The sequence below is a fragment of the Plantactinospora sp. WMMC1484 genome, assembly GCF_049315195.1.
Classification (GTDB): Bacteria; Actinomycetota; Actinomycetes; order Mycobacteriales; family Micromonosporaceae; genus Plantactinospora.
The window spans coordinates 2,929,933-2,946,276 of the sequence record NZ_CP186055.1 but is presented as its reverse complement, the minus strand read 5'-3'; the positions used below and the strand labels follow the sequence as shown (position 1 = coordinate 2,946,276).

Genomic DNA, 16,344 nt, shown 5'->3' with positions numbered 1-16,344 from the left:
CCTCCCACCTCCCCTCCCCCTCAATCCCTCCCCACCTCCCACCTCCCCTCCCCCTCAATCCCCTCCCCACCTCCCACCTCCCCACCCACCTCCCCACCCCACCCACCCGCCGACACGCCGCCATCGCCCACCGTCACCTGTACATCAGAGGCGTTACCGGGTCGGCATGGCGCCTCTGATGTACAGGTGAGCGAGCCGACGGCGAAATACAGGCTGCATGACGAAGATCCTGCCGGCCAGGGGCAGGACGGGCGGGCGACGTCACGCGGCCGGCTGGGCGACGGCACCGTTCCAGACCGGCGGGGCATATCCGGCCGGCTTGTCGCCGATGCCGAGGCCGGGGCTCACCACCCAGGACTGGTACTCCGGCGTGAACATGGCGTAGGGCCCGGCCAGCTCCGCCGCGCTGGCCAGGTCGAGCCGGCGGCGCGCCTCCGGCGGAATCTCGAAGTCGAGCGCGGCCATGTTGCTCGCCAACTGCTCCGGGGTGCTCGCTCCGATGATCGCCGAGCCGACACCGGGTTGTGTCGCCACCCAGTTGATCGCCACCTGGGCCATGCTCCGGCCGAGCTCCGCCGCGACACCCTCCAGCGCGTCGATCACCCGCCACTCCCGCTCGCCGACCGGCCGCTGGTGCCCGCCGGGCGCACCGAGCCGGCCCTCGCCGGCCAGGCCGTCACCGGTCCGCCGGTACTTGCCGGTGAGCAGCCCGCCGCCGATCGGGCTCCACGCGGTGAGCCCCAGCCCGAGCGACTGGGCCATCGGCACGAACTCCGGCTCGACGCCCCGGGCGACGAGCGAGTACGGCAACTGGAGGCTGATCATCGGATTCAGTGAGTGCGCCTCCGCCAGGCTCTGGGCGCGGGCGGCATACCAGGCGGGAACGTCGGAGAGACCGGCGTACCGGATCTTGCCAGCCCGCACCAGGTCGTCGAGGGTACGCACGACCTCCTCGACCGGGGTGATCCGGTCCCAGGTGTGCAACAGGTAGAGGTCGAGGTAGTCGGTGCCGAGCCGGCGCAGCGTCGCGTCCAGCGCCCGGATGATGTGCTTGCGGCCGTTACCGCTGGCGTTTGGGTCGACCGGATCGACCGTATTGGTGAACTTGCTGGTCAGCACGATCCTGTCCCGTACCCGGCCCGCGGCGATCAATCGGCCGAGGATGCGCTCGCTCTCCCCCGCGGTGTAGAAGTCCGCCGTGTCGACGAAGTTGCCGCCGGCTTCCAGGTAGCCCCGGAAGACGGGTTCGGCCTCCGCCTCGGTCCGGCCGTACGCGGCATGGAAACCGGCGGTGCCGAAGTTCATCGTGCCCAGGGCCAGCCGGCTCACCCGGAGCCCGGACCTGCCGAGCAGGTAGTAGTTATCGATTCCCATGGCTCCCCCAGATCGTCGTGGCCGGATTGGCCGAGGCACCACTCTGCCCCGGATAAAATGGACCAGCAAGTCCAGAATTGGGCCACCGTCAAGGGATCGAATGCATATGAATCGGATGTTAACCACGAAAGGCGCCGCTACCCGGCAACGGATCGTCGAGGGTGCGGCGGCGGAGATCCGTGAACGCGGTGTCGCGGCCACCACCCTGGACGACGTACGGGCCCGGACCGGCACCAGCAAGAGCCAGCTCTTCCACTACTTCCCGGACGGCAAGGACGAACTGCTGCTGGCCGTCGCCCGGCACGAGGCGGACCGGGTGATCAGCGACCAACAGCCGCAACTCGGCGACCTCACCTCCTGGCCGGCCTGGTCGGCCTGGCGGGACCGGGTGGTCGCCCGCTATCTCGGTCAGGGGATGGAGTGCCCGCTGAACGGTCTCGTCGCGCACCTCGGCCGGAGCACCCCCGGAACGCGCGCGGTGGTCACCGAGCTGCTGCACCGCTGGCAGGCGGAGATCAGCGCGGGGATCCAGCACATGCAGGCGATCGGCGAGGTCGATCCCGGACTCGATGCCGAGCGATCCGCCGCCGCGCTGCTCGCCGGCATCCAGGGCGGCGTCGTGGTGATGCTCGCCACCGGCCGGATCACGCATCTGGAGGCCGCGCTCGACATCGGCATCGGCAGCCTCCGGGCGAGCCGCCCGGCGGTCACGACCTGACCGGTCTCCGGCGTGACGTCACCGTTGCCCCTCGGTGATACCAATAGGCTGGTACCAATCCCGTCGAACGATCGTGGTTGGGGGCAGAGTTGACGCATCGATCTGGGTCCCGGTTCCGGCTGGCAGGGCTGGCCGCCGGCGGCGCACTCCTGCTGGCCGGCGGCTGCTCCGGAGGCGACGACACCTCCGCGCCTCCCGCCGCGACGACGACGGCGACGGCGACGACGACGGCGGCGGCGGCGACCACGCCGCCCACCACGACCGCGCCCCCCTCGCCGAGCGGAGATGCGGCGGCGCTCACGTTCGGCCTGCCGAAATATCCGGACGCGCTCGTCGACGCCGAGGGCCGGGCGGTCTACACGTTCAGCGGCGACGAGCACGGCAACGTCACCTGCCTGGGCGCCTGCGCGGCGGAGTGGCCACCGGTGCTCACCGTGGAGCGGCCCACGCTCGACGGTGAGTCGTCCCATCGCCCCGGCCGGCAAGGGCTCGGCAACGGCACGTGGCAGGCGACGTACGGCGGCTGGCCGCTCTACTACTTCTCCGGCGACACGGCGCCGGGCCAGGTGAACGGTCTGGGTCGGCGGGCCCACGGTGGTGAGTTCACGATCATTCTGCGGAACACCAACCGGGTCGGTTGAGAACACCAACCGGGTCGGTTGACCACTCAGTGCGCCGGGGCGGCCGGCGGGATCGCGCGCAGCTCTTTCAGGGTGTACGTCGCGGCCCGCTCCACCGCCCTGATCCCGTCGGCTCGGCTGGCGTGATGGTCGGAGAGTACGGCGATCAGCCAGTCCCGCCCCGGCTCGACGATCCGGCCGATGCTGTTCGCCAGCCACAGCCCGTCGTCGGCGTCAACCGTCGTCCAGCCGTTCTTGACGTAGCTCGCGGTGCTGGCCGGACCGGCGGCGGCGGTGACGCCCCAGTCCTGCTCGTCGTCGACCTGTCCGAGCAGCCCGAACAGCAGCTCCCGGCTGGCGTCGGTCAGCGGACCAGCCGGATCGGTGACCGATGCCAGCAGCCGGAGCTGGTCGGCGGCGGTCGTCGTGGTCAGCCCCCAACTCGAGTTGACCGTCGTCTCGCGCAACCCGAGGATCCGGTTGGCGGCGGTCAGCCCGGCCCGGTAACCGACGATCGCGTAGAGGCTGCTCGCGGCGGCGTTGTCGCTGGCCGTGATCATCGACCGGGCCAGTTGCCGTTCCTGCGCGCCGAGCTTGCGACCCTGGTCCTGCCGGCGTAGCAGCAGCGCCGCCAGGATGTCGACCTTGACGATGCTCGCCGTCTGGAACCGCCGGGTCCCGGCGGCGACCGCCAGGCCGCGGTGACGATCTTGCACGGCCAGGGTGACCCGCCCGCCGACCCCGCGCAGGTACTTCTCGACCCGGGTACGCGCCAGCGCCTCGTAGTCCGGCGTCGGGCTGGGCGTCGGTCGGGCCGTGCCGGCCTGCGGGCCGGGACGCTGCGAGGTGTCCTCGCCACTCATCGACCGGTACGCCAGCCCGGAACCGGCGGCACCCGCCCCGAGCAGCGCGGCGGCGGTGGCGACGAGCAGGTTCCGGCGAGTCGGCCCGCGTCGGCGGCTAGTCAAGGAGGTCCCCCAACTTCGCCGCCACCGCGTACGCCGTGTGCTGGTCCACCGGCCCGGGAATCTGGAGCGTCGAGAGGCGTTCACCGTGGCGTACCGCCACCAGCAGCGTGGACCGGGCAGAGGTGCCGGGAGATTCGATCCGCCCCTGCACGATCAGCCCGTCCTGCGGCGGCAGAGCCGTGTCGAGGAGCGTGAACGAGATGGACCCGCCGTAGGCATCGTAACGCCGGCAGGTGTCCAGGACCCGCCGCACGTCGTCAAGGGCCCGTGCCGCCCACCCCGCCTCGTACGCCTCGACGACGTGCGTCGCGACCAGCGCCGATCCCTCGTACCGGTAGCGGCGCTGCACGGCGCCCGTGCGGTGCCGCTGGGCGGGATAGTCCGCCTCCCGGTACGCCGGGCAGTCCTCCTGGAGCCAGGGCCACGGCGGTGGCTCCGGCGGGTGCGGGCTCTGCCGCCATCCCTCACCCAGACCGGTGGGCGCGAGGAGCGCCGCATCGAGCAGGGCGGAGGGTGCCGGTCGCCGGTACCCCTGATCGGTCACCACCACCGGGGGAGCCTGCCCGGCCGGCGACGCGCCTGGCTGGCCGCTACCACAGCCGGCGACGACGCCCGCGACTGCCAGCAGCACCAGCTGCGGGACGACTCTCGACGGTCGTCTCCGGACACCTGGATCGCTCCGGATGGGTTCCGCCATCGGCCTGTCGACCGCCGGGCGCGGCCTTGCTCGGGCTGTCACGCCCTTCATGACGGCTACGGCATCCCGCAGCGTTGCATCGGGCCGGCACGCCAACCTTCCCAGCCGGCCCGGCGCCCCGCTCCACCACCGCCCGCCGGCCGGCCCGGCACCGGGTTGCCCCGGGGCTGGGCCGAGCCGGCGTCCCCTCGGCTACCCCGTGGCGGCTCGCAGCTCCCGCTCCTGATCGAGGTCGGTCCCGGGCGCCGCCCGCGCCGTGCGCGCCGGACCGGCCACCGGCTTGGGCTTGCCCACCAGGTAACCCTGGGCGAAGTCGACCCCGAAGTCGCGGAGCAGGTTCATCGTGGCCTCGTCCTCCACGTGCTCGGCGGCGGTACGGATGCCCAGCGCACCGCACATCTCCACGATCGAGCGCACGATGCTCTGATTCGCCACCGAGTGCCGGAGGTCGGCGACGAACTCGCCACCCACCTTCACCAGGTCGACCGGAAAGTAGGTGAGGAAGGCGAACGGGACGTGCCCGGACCCGAAGTCGTCGAGGGCGAGTTGACAGCCGAGCTGACGGATGCCGTGCGCGAAGTTGTGCGCCTCGGTCAGGTTGCCGATCCGCGCCGTTTCGGTGATCTCGAAGGTGATCTGGCCCGGGTCCACGTCACAGCGCTGGAGCCGCTCCTGCACCCGTTCCAGCAGGTGCGGGTCGCCGAGCGACCGGCCGGAGAGGTTCACCTGGTAGTGCGAGGTACCCGACCCCCGGGCGATCAGCTCGATGGTGCGGTCGATCACCCACCGGTCGATCGGCAGGATCTCGTCCACCCGTTCGGCGTCGCCGAGCAGCGTCGACGCCGAGTGCGCCTGCCCGCCGTCGTTCACCAGGCGGAGCAGGATCTCCTGCCGGGTGATCTGGTTGAGCCGCAGGTCGAGGATGGGTTGGGTGTAGAGGGTGAAGCGGTTCTCCGCCACCGTCGCCCGGATCCGGCTGCGGCAGAGCGCCCGACGCTCCTCCTCGGCCGCGGGCTGGTCGAGCGCGACCCGGGAGACGCCGGTCGCCCGGGCGCGACGCCAGGCCGTCTCCGCGTCCACGATCAGGTCGGCACCCCGGCTGCCGTCCCGGCCCTGGTAGCGAACCAGGCCGCCCCAGGCGTCCACCAGCCGGGTGCGGCCCAGCACGAAGGACTGGGAGCGGATGCCGTCGATGATCGCCTCGGCGAGCGCGGTGGCGGAACTGAGCGTCGTCCGCTGCATCAGCACCCCGAACTCGTGGGGGCCGGTCAGCCCGCAGACGTCGGAACGACGGACGACCCGCCGGACGACCTGGGCGACGGCGACCGCCAGCCGCTCCTGCTCGTCCGCGCCGTCGGCGCCGCCGGCACCACCGCCGAGGCCGGCGATGCCGAGTGCGGCGGGGTCGCCGGCCGGACCGACCGGCTCCACGGCCACCACCAGCAGCACACCCGGCCCGCCCCGCTGCGCGGTGTCGATCTCGTCGGCAAACCTCGACCGGGAGAAGAGCCCGGTGACCGGGTCCCGGCCGGCCAGCTCCGGTTGCACCGTCTCGCGGCGGCGGGCCAGCCGGTCCTGCTCCTGCCGGGCGAGTTCGCGCTCGGTGATGTCCCGGGCGGTGGCGATGATGCCGTACGGGCGGTGCCCGTCGTCGACGACGTACTCCAGGTAGCAGTGCACGTACCGGGTGACCCGGTCCGGCCGGACCACCCGGCAGGTCGTCTCCCGGACGGTCTGCTCCCGCCAGACCGACTCGACCGCCCGGCGGACCCGGTCGAGGTCGTCCGGGTGGATCAGCCGGGAGAGCGCCGCGACCGAGTGCCGGAGGGTCCCGGGCGGCTGGCCGAGGATCAGCGCCATCTCGTCCGACCAGGCCAGCTCGCCGGTGTTGCGTACCCAGGTCACGGTGCCCAGCTTCGCCAACTCCGCCGCCCGGACGATCCGGGCCGCCTCGTCGGTGTCGGCGGTCAACGGATCCCGGACCTCGATGTCGCCGGTCAGGTCCCGGCCCTCGGAGACGGCCCGCTGGTATTCCTGCTGCACCCTGCGGGTGGCCCGGCGGGCGCGGGCCCGCTCCAGCTCGCTCAGTGACCGGTCGGCGGCCAACGAGAGGATGTCGTCCAGGTTCATCCCCGCCCCCTTCCGGCGGGCGTGTCGAAGCCCGCCTGCTGGGCGAGTTCCTTCAACCGGCTCCGCGCCTCCTGCCGGTACGTCCGCACCGTGTTGTACGCGATGCCGAGCAACTGGGCGATCTCCTGGTCGGCCCAGCCGTCCAGCGCCAGCATGAAGACCTCGGCCTGGCGTGGCGGCAGCTGGGGCAGCCAGCCCCGGAGCAGTTCGCGCGCCTCCGCCGGATCGGCCGGTTCGGCGAGCCGCTCCGGTGGCACCTCGTCGAGGCTGACCTCGACGTCCTGCCGCCGGCGCCGGCGCAGCACCAGCAGCTTGTAGCGGGCGGTCTTGTACATCCAGGCCAGCGGCTTCTCGTACTCCCGGATCTGCTCCCACTTGTCGCGGGCGGTGATGAAGGCCTCCTGTACGGCGTCCTCGACCAGCCCCCGGTCCGGACACTGGGCGAGCAGAAAGCGCTCGACCAGCACGAAGTTCCGCTGGCAGAACGCCTCGAAACTCACCTCGGACTCGGCCTGGCCCCGGTCCCCCAACCGGGCGGCCGACTCGGCCCGTACCACCGCGTTGTCCCCGCCCCTCATGCCGCCTCACCCCCGTCTGTTCGACGGAGTCGGCGCGCCTGCCCGACCCGGTGCCCGTCATGGTCGCGCTCGTCGATCGGTTGACCCGGCCCCCCGACCGGGTCAACCAGTACCGCCACCGGGCGCCCGGCCGGCAGTCCCCCCAGAACCTCGCTCATCCTCGCCTCTCGCGGTCCGTAGTTGTCGGTTCCGCGTATAACTCTCCGTCAAAGGACCCGGCGTAGGGGGCGACCCGCCCGGCCGAAGATGGCGATGATCAAAAAAGCGGGAACTACCTGGAGCACTTCCTCCGATCGGCCACAGTAGACAAGCCGATCAGGCGAAGACGTCTACTGTCCCGTATGGATTGCGCAGAGTAATCGCGACGGTGAGCCGGGCCGCTCCCGGGTCGGCCGGCGCTCAGCCGACCGCGTCGGGCCGACCCGTGGCCGGCTCCTCGTCGTCGTCCTCGTCCGGCTCGCCCCAGTTTCGCCGCAGATATGGCATCGCAGCCCAGAACGTCAGGAACCAGGCGGCGGTCAGCCCGCTGAGCACGAACGCCACCGGCCGGGGCAGGACGAAGTCGGTGACCAGCAACACCGAGCTGACCATGGCGACGAGCATGAAGGCCAGGCCACCGCTTGCCATCCTGTGCGCGAACCGGACCATCTCCGGCTTGCGTCCCCGCCGGAAGAGCGCACGGTGAAAGGCGACCGGCGAGATGATCAGCGCTGCGGCAGCGGCGGCGGCCAGCAGCGCGACGATGTAGGTGTCCTTCTGGAAGGCGTTGGTCTCCGGAAAGCCGCTGCTGAACGGCAGGGTGAGCAGGAAGGCGAAGAGGATCTGCACCCCCGTCTGCGCCACCCGCAACTCCTGCAACAGGTCCGCGAAGTTCCGCTGCCACCGCTGCTTCGCGGTCTCCTCCGCACCCGGTACGGGCTCCGTGGACACCCTGCCACCTCCAGATCGCCTACTGGTTCCGGCGTCATTGCCCGGAGCGCGGATCGGCGAAACGCGTGCATCTTTCGGTTCCGCGTCGTCCGAGATCAGGCACCGCGGCGGAGCCGGCCGGCGTACCGGGCCTCCAGGGCGTTGTTGTGGTGGTCACTGTCCGGGATGTTGGCCGAAAGGTAGATCGGAGGCGTCTCCCCCGCCTCGACCAGCCGGCGGACCACCTCCACCACGATCTGCTGGGCGAGCAGCGCGGCGGTGATCGACGACACCGCGCCGACCGCGCCGCCGCCGGGCAGCGGGAGCGCCGCGTCACCGTACGGGGCGCCGTTGTCCAGCACGACGTCGGCGAGGTCGCCGAGCTTGCGTCCGGACGGGTGCCGGGAGGCGACCCCGGCCGAGTGCTCCCGGGAGGTGATGGCGATCAGCCCGTGCCCGCGCTCCTTGACCAGCAACGCGAACTCGACGACCGTGCCGTTCACCCCGGAGTTCGAGGCGATCACGAAGACGTCCCGGGAGTCGATCGGTGTCACCTCGTAGAGTCGGCGGGCCACGGTCGGATCCCGTTCCAGGGTGGGGCCGAGGACGTCGACCGGCTCACCCCCGCGCAGCACCAGATCCCGCAGCGCGATCCGGTTCGTCGGCACCAGTCCGCCGGCCCGGCCGGCTATCTCCATCGCCAACGCCTCGGAGTGGCCGGTGCCGAACGCCTGCACCACCCCGCCGGCCCGGAGCGCGCCGGTGACCAGGTCGGCCGCCCGACGTACGCCGTCCCGCGCGCCCGCCGCCACCCGGGCGATGGTCTCGGTGACGACGTCGAGATAGCCCTCCGGGCTGAGTGCCACGATCGCGGTCCCTTCGAGAAGTTGATCTGGGCCATCCACCCTATCCCGGGCGATGGTGGGCGCGGCCACATCCGGCGCTTCCCCGACTGTCGGCCCGGCGGCATCCGGTGTAGCGTCTGCGGCACAACAGCACATCCGACAGGGGAGCGCACAGCGCTGAGAGTGCGGGCGATCCGCCCGCAGACCCTCGCACCTGATCTGGGTAATGCCAGCGCAGGGAGTTCGGTCGATTCTCCAGCCGCGCCGCGGTCCGGGTCCGTCCCGGCACGCGGCGTGCGACTTGCCCGGTCCGCTGCGCGACTGGGAGGCAAGCTCGTGACAACATCCACCATCACCACCCGATGGCGCACCGTCGACATCGTCGTCGCATCCGTCATCGCGGTCGCGTTCGGGGTCATCTTCTGGGCCTGGAACGTGGTCTGGAGCGCCACCGAGGGCGCTTTCGCCTTCTTTCCGCCGGCCCAGGCGGTCATCTACGGCATCTGGCTGGTGCCGGGGGTGCTCGGCGGCCTGGTGATCCGCAAGCCCGGCGCCGCACTCTACTGCGAGTTCGTCGCTGCCGTCGTCTCGGTGCTGCTCGGCAGCCAGTGGGGCACCCTCGCCATCCTGCAGGGGCTGACCCAGGGCGTCGCCGCCGAGGCGGCGTTCGCGGCCGTCCGCTACCGCTCGTTCCGGCTGCCGGTGGCGGTCGGCTCCGGCCTGCTGGCCGGTCTCGCCGCCGCCGTCTTCGACCAGATCCGCTACTACTCCGAGTTCGACGTCGCCTCGTTCCGGGTGCCGATCTTCCTGATCACCGTACTCAGCTCGGCGGTCGTGGCCGGCGCCGGCGGCTGGGCGCTCACCCGCTCACTGGCCCAGACCGGCGTACTGGACCGGTTCCCGGCCGGCCGCGAACGTACCGCCGTCTAGCCGGCGCGGGCGCGGTGAGCGAGGTACGGCTGCGCGGCTTCGGCTGGCGGCACGCCGGGCGGCGGGCCTGGGCCGTCCGCGACGTCGACCTGCGGATCGGGCACGGCGAGCGGGTGCTGCTGCTCGGTGCCTCCGGGGCCGGCAAGAGCACCCTGCTCGCCGCGCTCGCCGGCCTGCTCGCCGAGGACTCCGGCGAGCAGGAGGGCACCGTCGAGATCGACGGGCTCGACCCGCGCAAGGCCCGGGAGCGGGTCGGCATCGTCTTCCAGGACCCGGAAACCCAGCTGGTGATGGCCCGCTCCGGTGACGACGTGGCGTTCGGCCTGGAGAACCGGGGCGTACCGGCGGCGGAGATCTGGCCACGGGTCACCGGGGCGCTGGCCCGGGTCGGCTTTCCCTACGGCCCCGACCGCTCCACCGCCGCGCTCTCCGGCGGCGAGCAGCAGCGGCTCGCCCTGGCCGGGGTGCTGGCGCTCCGCCCCGGGCTGCTGCTGCTCGACGAGCCGACCGCCAACCTGGACCCGGCCGGCGCCGCCCTGGTCCGTGACGCGGTCGCGGCGGCGGTGGACGACGAGACCACCCTGATCCTGGTCGAGCACCGGGTCTCCGAGGCGCTTCCGCTGGTCGACCGGGTGGTGGTGCTGGAACCCGGCGGCGGGGTGCGCGCGGAGGGGCCACCGGCGGAGGTCTTCGCCGCGCACGGCCCGGAGCTGGCCGCCGCCGGGGTCTGGGTGCCGGGCCCGCCGACGGCTCCGCGCCGGGCCGCGACCGCCCCTGGAGACCTGCTGCTCGCCGCCGACCGGCTCGGCCTGCCGCCCCGGCTGGCCGGCACGGACCTGCGGGTACGCGCCGGCGAGGCGGTCGCCGTGCTCGGGCGCAACGGCGCCGGCAAGTCCACCCTGGCGCTGCTGCTCGGCGGGCTGCTCCGCCCCCGCACGGGCCGGCTCGCGGCCTCCCCCGCCCTGGCCGGCCGGGACGCCGGCACCGCACCGCACCGGTGGCGGGCGCCTGCGCTGGCCCGTCGGATCGGTTCCGTCTTCCAGGATCCGGAGCACCAGTTCGTCCGGAACACGGTCTTCGAGGAGCTGGCGCTCGGGCCGCGCCGGACCGGTCAGCCCGAGGCGGTGGTCCGGTCGGTCGTGGACGAACTGCTGGTCCGGCTCCGGCTCGACCGGCTGGCGGGAGCCAACCCGTACACCCTCTCCGGTGGCCAGGCGCGGCGGCTGAGCGTGGCGACGGCGCTGGCCACCGCCCCCCGGCTGCTGGTGCTGGACGAGCCGACCTTCGGCCAGGACCGGCGGACCTGGATCGAGCTGGTCGACCTGCTCGCCGGACTGCGCGACGCCGGGCACGGCATCGTCACCGTCACCCACGACACCGACTTCGTCGCCGCCCTGGCCGACCGGACGATCCGGCTCGGCGAGGGCGCGCCCGAGCCGGCCGGCGTACGGGGCGACGCGTGATCCCGTACCAGCCGATCGCCGCCCCCGGCGCGCCGCTGGCCCGGCGCAACCCGGTCGCCAAGGTCGCCGCCGCGCTGGTCGTCTCCGTCACGCTGATCGCCACGGTGGACCCGGTCGCCCCGGCGGTGGCGATCGCCTTCGAGCTCGCCGTGGTGCCGCTCTTCGGCGTCGGCTACGTCGCGCTGGCGCGCCGGGCCTGGCCGCTGCTGGCCAGCGCCCTCGGCATCCTCTGCACCCTGGTGCTCTTCGCCGCCGAGCGGACCGGCGCCCTGCTCTGGCAGGTCGGGCCGGTCGAGGTCACCACCGGGGTACTGGTCACCGCGCTGGGCATGGCGCTCCGGGTGATCGCGGTGGCGCTGCCCGGCGTACTCATCTTCGCGACCACCGACCCGACCGACCTGACCGACGCGCTGATCCAGAACGTCAAGGCTCCGCCCCGGTTCGCGATCGGGGCGCTGGCCGCGTTCCGCCTGGTGCCGCTGCTCGCGCTGGAGTGGCAGATGGTGAGCCTGGCCCGCCGGGCCCGGGGCCTCGATGCCGGCCGCAACCCGCTGACCCGACTGCGCCTCTTCGGCTCGACCGCCTTCACCCTGCTGGTCGGGGCGATCCGCCGGGGCACCCGGCTGGCCACCGCGATGGACGCGCGCGGCTTCGACTCGGGGACGCCGCGTACGTCGGCCCGCCGGCAACGGTTCACAGTGGCCGATGCCGCCCTGGTGGTCGGGGCGGCGGTGCTGGCCTCCGGAGCTCTCGCGGTCAGCGTCGCGCTCGGCACCTTCCGCCCGCTGGTCGGCTGACCCGGCCGGCCCGGCCGGGGCGTTACGCACCCGCACGAACGGTTCACCCTGGCCGGGCCCATGTCCGCAGCAACATGTTTGCATGAGTGCCCTGATCAGGTCATCTGCTGTTCTCCGGGCGGGACGAGATTGGGCCACCTCTGCATTGTCGAGGAATTACGGAGCAAGCATGGGCCACGGCCATTCGCACGATCACGATCACCACGGCCACGACCACGACACCACCGGGGACATGCCGGCCGCCGTCGACCTGACCGTCCCGGACGAGGAGCTCTCCCCCTCCGACCTCTCCCGGCGCGGCTTCCTGCGCAACGCGGGCCTGCTCGGTGCCGGTGCCGCCGCCACCGTGCTCGCCACACCCGAGCTGGCACACGCGCACGGCCCCGGCGGCGGGCACGGCGGGCACGGCGGCGGCTCGGAGCCGAAGGGCGGCTTCCAGTGGCTCGCCGGCGACCACCACATCCACACGCAGTACAGCTCCGACGCCCAGTACCGGGTGATCGACCAGGCCCGGCACGCCCGCGCCTACGGGCTGGACTGGATGGTCGTCACCGACCACGGCAGCGTGACGCACGCGAAGATCGGCGTGGAGAAGGTCAATCCGGACATCGTCGCCGCCCGGGGCCAGCTCAGGGACCTGCTCATCTACCAGGGTCTGGAATGGAACATACCGGCCGCCGAGCACGCCACCGTCTTCGTCGCACCGGGCCGCAACGAGGTGGCGGTGCTGAAGGAGTTCGAGAACGCGTACGACGGCAGCGTGCGCGGCGCCGGTGACCCCACCCCGGCCAACGAGGCGCTGGCCGTCGCCGGCATCAGGTTCCTCGGCGAGGCGGTCCGCCGGCGTCGGATCGACGGGGCGCTCTTCCTCGCCAACCACCCGGCCCGGCGCGGCATCGACTCGCCGCACGAGGTGCGGGCCTGGCGGGACGCCGACCCCACGGTCGCGATCGGCATGGAGGGCGCGCCCGGACACCAGGCCGCCGGCCTGCCGAGAGCGACCGCCGGCCGGGCCCGGGGCTACTACGACAACAACCCCTCCGCCAGCTCGTTCCCCGGCTACCCGCTGGAGAGCTACCGCACCTGGGGCGGCTTCGACTGGATGACCGCCACGGTCGGCGGGCTCTGGGACAGCCTGCTGGCCGAGGGCAAGCCGTGGTGGATCAGCGCCAACTCCGACTCGCACGTCAACTACCTGGACACCTCGCAGCGCGGGCCGGACAGCAACTTCGAGCTCAACGGCAGATACCACGACCCGGTGTACGGGCCGCTGCTCACCGAGGCCGGCGACTACTGGCCGGGCCAGTACAGCCGGACACACGTCGGGGCGAGCTCGTTCAGCTACCGCGCCGTGATGGACGGGCTGCGCTCCGGCCGGGTCTGGGTCGACCACGGCGGCCTGATCAGCGGTCTGGACGTCCGGGCCCGGGTCGCCGGTGACCGGCGGCACGACTCCGGCACCCCGCTCGGCGGCGTACTGCGGGTCAGGCGGGGCACCTCCGTCGAACTGACCATCGACATCGACCTGGCCAACACGCCGAACTGGTCGCAGTTCGTGCCGGTGCTCGCCCGGGTCGACGTGATCACCGGCCGGGTCACCGGACCGGTCGGCGACCGGGACACCTTCACCGCGCCCACCGCCCGGGTGGCGAAGTCGTTCGAGGTCGGCCGGGGCACCGGCCGGGTCTCCTTCACCTACTCGTTCGGCCGGGTCGACAAGCCGTTCTACGTACGGCTGCGGGGCACCGACGGCAAGCGGAGCGCGCCCGGCCTGATGGGCGCCGCCGTCGACCCGCACGGGCCGGCGCTCGACGTGGTCGGCGCCGCCGACCCGTGGGAGGACCTCTGGTTCTACGCCAACCCGATCTGGGTGCTGCCGAGTTGACCGGCGAGCACGACATCGCCACGAGCGCCGGCCCCGCCTCCGGGGCCGGCCTCGTGGTCGGGCTGAGCCTGGGCCACCGTACGGAGCGGGAGGCCGAGCACTGGCTGCGCGAGCAGGTGCTGCCGTTCGCCGGCCCGGAGCTGGTCGCCTGCACGCACCTGGTGGCCGTCCCCCATCCGCACGTCGCGATCAGCCTGGCACCGGCGGGAACGGTGCCTGAGGTGCCGCCGACGCCGCCGGAGCTGCGGGACGCCGCCGGGCACGCCGCCGCCGAGCACCTCGCCCGCCGCTCCGGCCGGGCGGTCCGCTATCCCGGCGTCGACCGACTGGTCGGGGTGCTCACGGTCGCCGACCTGCTGGCGGCGAGCGCCATCGCGCGGGTGACCGTGCTCGGCAGCGGCGGGGAGCCCGACCCGGGCACGCCGGTCGAGACCCGTGACTTCGTCCGTCCACACTGGCGGGACGGGCGGTTGACGCTGGTCACCACGCCGGTGGCGGGCAACCGGATCGGCCCCTTCGAGGTGCCGGACCCGACCCCCTGCTGCGCCGACCACCCGTAGCGGGCCGACGCGCCGGTGCGGACGCCGGCGGTCAGCCGCGGATCGGTTCCGGTGCGACCGGGTTCGGCAGGGCGCCGCCGAACCGCCGGTCCCGCTGGGCGTAGAGCTCGCAGGCGTACCAGAGGTGCCGGCGGTCGAAGTCCGGCCAGAGCACGTCCAGGTAGACCAGCTCGGCGTAGGCGCTCTGCCAGAGCAGGAAGTTGGAGATGCGCTGCTCGCCGGAGGGACGGAGGAACATGTCGACCGCCGGCACCTCCGGGTGGTAGAGGTACCGCGCGATCATCTTCTCGTTGACCTTGGCCGGGTCGACCCTGCCGGCGGCGACCTCCCGGGCGATCGCGGCGGCGGCGTCGGCGATCTCGGCCTGCCCGCCGTAGTTGACGCAGAACTGCAGCGTCAGCGTCGAGTTGCCCCGGGACATCTCCTCGGCCGTCTGCAACTCGGAGATGACGCTCTTCCAGAGCCGGCCGGCCCGGCCGGACCAGACCACCCGGACCCCGAGCTCCACCAACTGGTCCCGGCGGCGCCGGATGACCTCCCGGTTGAAGCCCATCAGGAAGCGCACCTCGTCGGGCGAGCGCCGCCAGTTCTCCGTCGAGAAGGCGTACGCGGACAGGTACGGGATGCCCAGCTCGATCGCGCCCTCGATCGTGTCGAAGAGCGAGTACTCGCCCTGCTCGTGCCCCTTGGTCCGGGGCAGCCCACGCTCCTTGGCCCAGCGCCCGTTGCCGTCCATCACCACGGCCACGTGCTTCGGCAGCGCCTCGGCCGGCAACGCCGGAGGCCGGGCACCGGACGGGTGCGGGGTCGGTGGCACCGGCGCCCGGCGGGCCCGGTTGGTCATCGCTCGGATCACTGTGCTTCCTTCGCTACGTCCGCCGCAGCCTCGCTCGCCACGTCCACCGCGTCGGGTCGTCGCGGGGCGTGCCGCGCCCGCTCCGTACGCTCCCCGCCGGTCGAGCCCCTGTCGACCAGCGGCAACGAGCGTAACCCCCGCTCCAGATGCCACTGCAGGTGCGCCGCCACCAGGCCGCTGCACTCCCGGCGGTGCGCCTGCTCGGCCGCGTCCGCCGTCCGCCAGTCCCCGGAGGCGAGCGCGGCCATCAGGCCGAGGGTGGCGGGCGCCGGATGGGCGGCGCCGGGTGGCCGACAGTCGGGGCAGACACAACCCCCGGCCGGTACGGAGAAGGCACCGTGCCGGCCCGGCGTACCGCAGACCGCGCAGGCGACCAGTGCCGGCGCCCAGCCGGCCAGTCCCATCCCACGCAGCAGGTACGCGTCCAGCACCAGGGTGCTGGCGTGCTCGCCGTCGGCGAGGGCGCGCAACCCGCCCAGGGTGAGCTGGAAGAGCCGCAGCGACGGCTCCCGCTCGACCGGGGTGAGCCGCTCCGCCGTCTCGGCGATCGCACTCGCCGCGGTGTAGCGGGGATAGTCGGCGACGAACGCCTTGCCGTAGAGCTGGACCCCCTCCACCTGGCTGATCGAGTGCAGCGAGCTGCCCTGCTCGCCCTTTGGGTCACCGGCGATCTGGAGGTCGACGTGGCCGAACGGCTCCAGCCGGGCGCCGAACCGCGACGTGGTCCGGCGTACCCCCCGGGCGACCGCCCGCAGCCGGCCGTGCCGGCGGGTCAGCAGGGTGATGATCCGGTCGGACTCGCCGAGCTTCTGGACGCGCAGCACCACCGCGTCGTCGCGGTAGAGCTGACGGCGGTATCCGGCCACCCCCCCATTCTTCCCGCCCACCCTCCGGGTGTAAGGAAGGGCCCCTTCTTATCGTTTTCTGTAGAAGAAGGGGCCCTTCCAATCGCGGCTGCCCGATCGGCGACCCTGAGGCGGCTCTCAGGGTCGGATCGGGGTGGCCCGGTGGCAG

General features: G+C 72.9%; 16 protein-coding genes and 1 riboswitch. Of the genes, 7 read left to right on the top strand and 9 right to left on the bottom strand.

The window, feature by feature from the left end; genetic code table 11:
- Nucleotides 1–261: 261 nt before the first annotated feature.
- Nucleotides 262–1,374, bottom strand: coding sequence for an aldo/keto reductase (locus tag ACN28C_RS13080; RefSeq protein ID WP_422773740.1), 1,113 nt, complete (start codon nucleotides 1,372–1,374; stop codon nucleotides 262–264).
- A gap of 115 nt (nucleotides 1,375–1,489) precedes the next feature.
- Between ACN28C_RS13080 and ACN28C_RS13075 the strand changes: the two genes are divergently transcribed.
- On the top strand, nucleotides 1,490–2,092 hold the full coding sequence (locus ACN28C_RS13075) for a TetR/AcrR family transcriptional regulator (protein WP_422773739.1): 603 nt from the start codon (nucleotides 1,490–1,492) through the stop codon (nucleotides 2,090–2,092).
- A gap of 89 nt (nucleotides 2,093–2,181) precedes the next feature.
- Nucleotides 2,182–2,733, top strand: coding sequence for a hypothetical protein (locus ACN28C_RS13070; RefSeq protein ID WP_422773738.1), 552 nt, complete (start codon nucleotides 2,182–2,184; stop codon nucleotides 2,731–2,733).
- Between the two features lie 26 nt (nucleotides 2,734–2,759).
- On the opposite strand, the gene ACN28C_RS13065 is transcribed toward ACN28C_RS13070, so the two are convergent.
- The 6 genes from ACN28C_RS13065 to ACN28C_RS13040 form a co-directional block, all read right to left on the bottom strand.
- Nucleotides 2,760–3,680, bottom strand: a complete 921-nt coding sequence (locus tag ACN28C_RS13065; protein WP_422773737.1) for a serine hydrolase — start codon at nucleotides 3,678–3,680, stop codon at nucleotides 2,760–2,762.
- Entirely contained in the window at nucleotides 3,673–4,230 is a 558-nt protein-coding gene (locus ACN28C_RS13060) for a hypothetical protein (protein WP_422773736.1), read from the bottom strand. The genes ACN28C_RS13065 and ACN28C_RS13060 overlap by 8 nt, the downstream gene beginning before the upstream one ends.
- A 339-nt stretch (nucleotides 4,231–4,569) precedes the next feature.
- Nucleotides 4,570–6,507, bottom strand: a complete 1,938-nt coding sequence (locus ACN28C_RS13055) for an EAL domain-containing protein (protein ID WP_422773735.1) — start codon at nucleotides 6,505–6,507, stop codon at nucleotides 4,570–4,572.
- Nucleotides 6,504–7,085, bottom strand: coding sequence for an RNA polymerase sigma factor (locus ACN28C_RS13050; RefSeq protein ID WP_422773734.1), 582 nt, complete (start codon nucleotides 7,083–7,085; stop codon nucleotides 6,504–6,506). Before ACN28C_RS13050 ends, ACN28C_RS13055 begins: the two co-directional genes overlap by 4 nt.
- Nucleotides 7,086–7,484: 399 nt before the next feature.
- Nucleotides 7,485–8,015: a DUF6328 family protein gene (locus ACN28C_RS13045; protein ID WP_422773733.1), complete on the bottom strand. Its 531-nt coding sequence runs from the start codon at nucleotides 8,013–8,015 to the stop codon at nucleotides 7,485–7,487.
- A 95-nt stretch (nucleotides 8,016–8,110) separates the two neighbouring features.
- Nucleotides 8,111–8,860 (bottom strand): sugar isomerase domain-containing protein, encoded by a 750-nt coding sequence (locus ACN28C_RS13040; protein WP_422773732.1) that lies wholly within the window; start codon nucleotides 8,858–8,860, stop codon nucleotides 8,111–8,113.
- 130 nt (nucleotides 8,861–8,990) lie between these two features.
- Nucleotides 8,991–9,098, top strand: a riboswitch (TPP riboswitch).
- 77 nt (nucleotides 9,099–9,175) lie between these two features.
- Here ACN28C_RS13040 and ACN28C_RS13035 point away from each other — a divergent pair.
- From ACN28C_RS13035 to ACN28C_RS13015, 5 genes are all read left to right on the top strand, one after another.
- Nucleotides 9,176–9,769 (top strand): ECF transporter S component, encoded by a 594-nt coding sequence (locus ACN28C_RS13035; RefSeq protein ID WP_422773731.1) that lies wholly within the window; start codon nucleotides 9,176–9,178, stop codon nucleotides 9,767–9,769.
- A gap of 14 nt (nucleotides 9,770–9,783) precedes the next feature.
- A complete protein-coding gene (locus ACN28C_RS13030; protein WP_422773730.1) occupies nucleotides 9,784–11,232 on the top strand; it encodes an ABC transporter ATP-binding protein in 1,449 nt (482 codons plus the stop codon).
- Nucleotides 11,229–12,029 (top strand): energy-coupling factor transporter transmembrane component T family protein, encoded by an 801-nt coding sequence (locus ACN28C_RS13025; RefSeq protein WP_422773729.1) that lies wholly within the window; start codon nucleotides 11,229–11,231, stop codon nucleotides 12,027–12,029. The genes ACN28C_RS13030 and ACN28C_RS13025 overlap by 4 nt, the downstream gene beginning before the upstream one ends.
- Before the next feature lie 169 nt (nucleotides 12,030–12,198).
- Nucleotides 12,199–13,914, top strand: a complete 1,716-nt coding sequence (locus tag ACN28C_RS13020; protein ID WP_422773728.1) for a PHP domain-containing protein — start codon at nucleotides 12,199–12,201, stop codon at nucleotides 13,912–13,914.
- Nucleotides 13,911–14,474 carry a hypothetical protein gene (locus tag ACN28C_RS13015; protein WP_422773727.1) on the top strand — a complete coding sequence of 188 codons (564 nt, stop codon included), beginning with the start codon at nucleotides 13,911–13,913 and terminating at the stop codon, nucleotides 14,472–14,474. Before ACN28C_RS13020 ends, ACN28C_RS13015 begins: the two co-directional genes overlap by 4 nt.
- Before the next feature lie 31 nt (nucleotides 14,475–14,505).
- Here the strand turns inward: ACN28C_RS13015 and ACN28C_RS13010 are convergent, their stop codons facing one another.
- Both ACN28C_RS13010 and recO read right to left on the bottom strand, forming a co-directional pair.
- Entirely contained in the window at nucleotides 14,506–15,318 is an 813-nt protein-coding gene (locus ACN28C_RS13010) for an isoprenyl transferase (RefSeq protein WP_422774642.1), read from the bottom strand.
- An 8-nt stretch (nucleotides 15,319–15,326) separates the two neighbouring features.
- Nucleotides 15,327–16,196 carry a DNA repair protein RecO gene (recO, locus tag ACN28C_RS13005; protein ID WP_422773726.1) on the bottom strand — a complete coding sequence of 290 codons (870 nt, stop codon included), beginning with the start codon at nucleotides 16,194–16,196 and terminating at the stop codon, nucleotides 15,327–15,329.
- Nucleotides 16,197–16,344 lie beyond the last annotated feature (148 nt).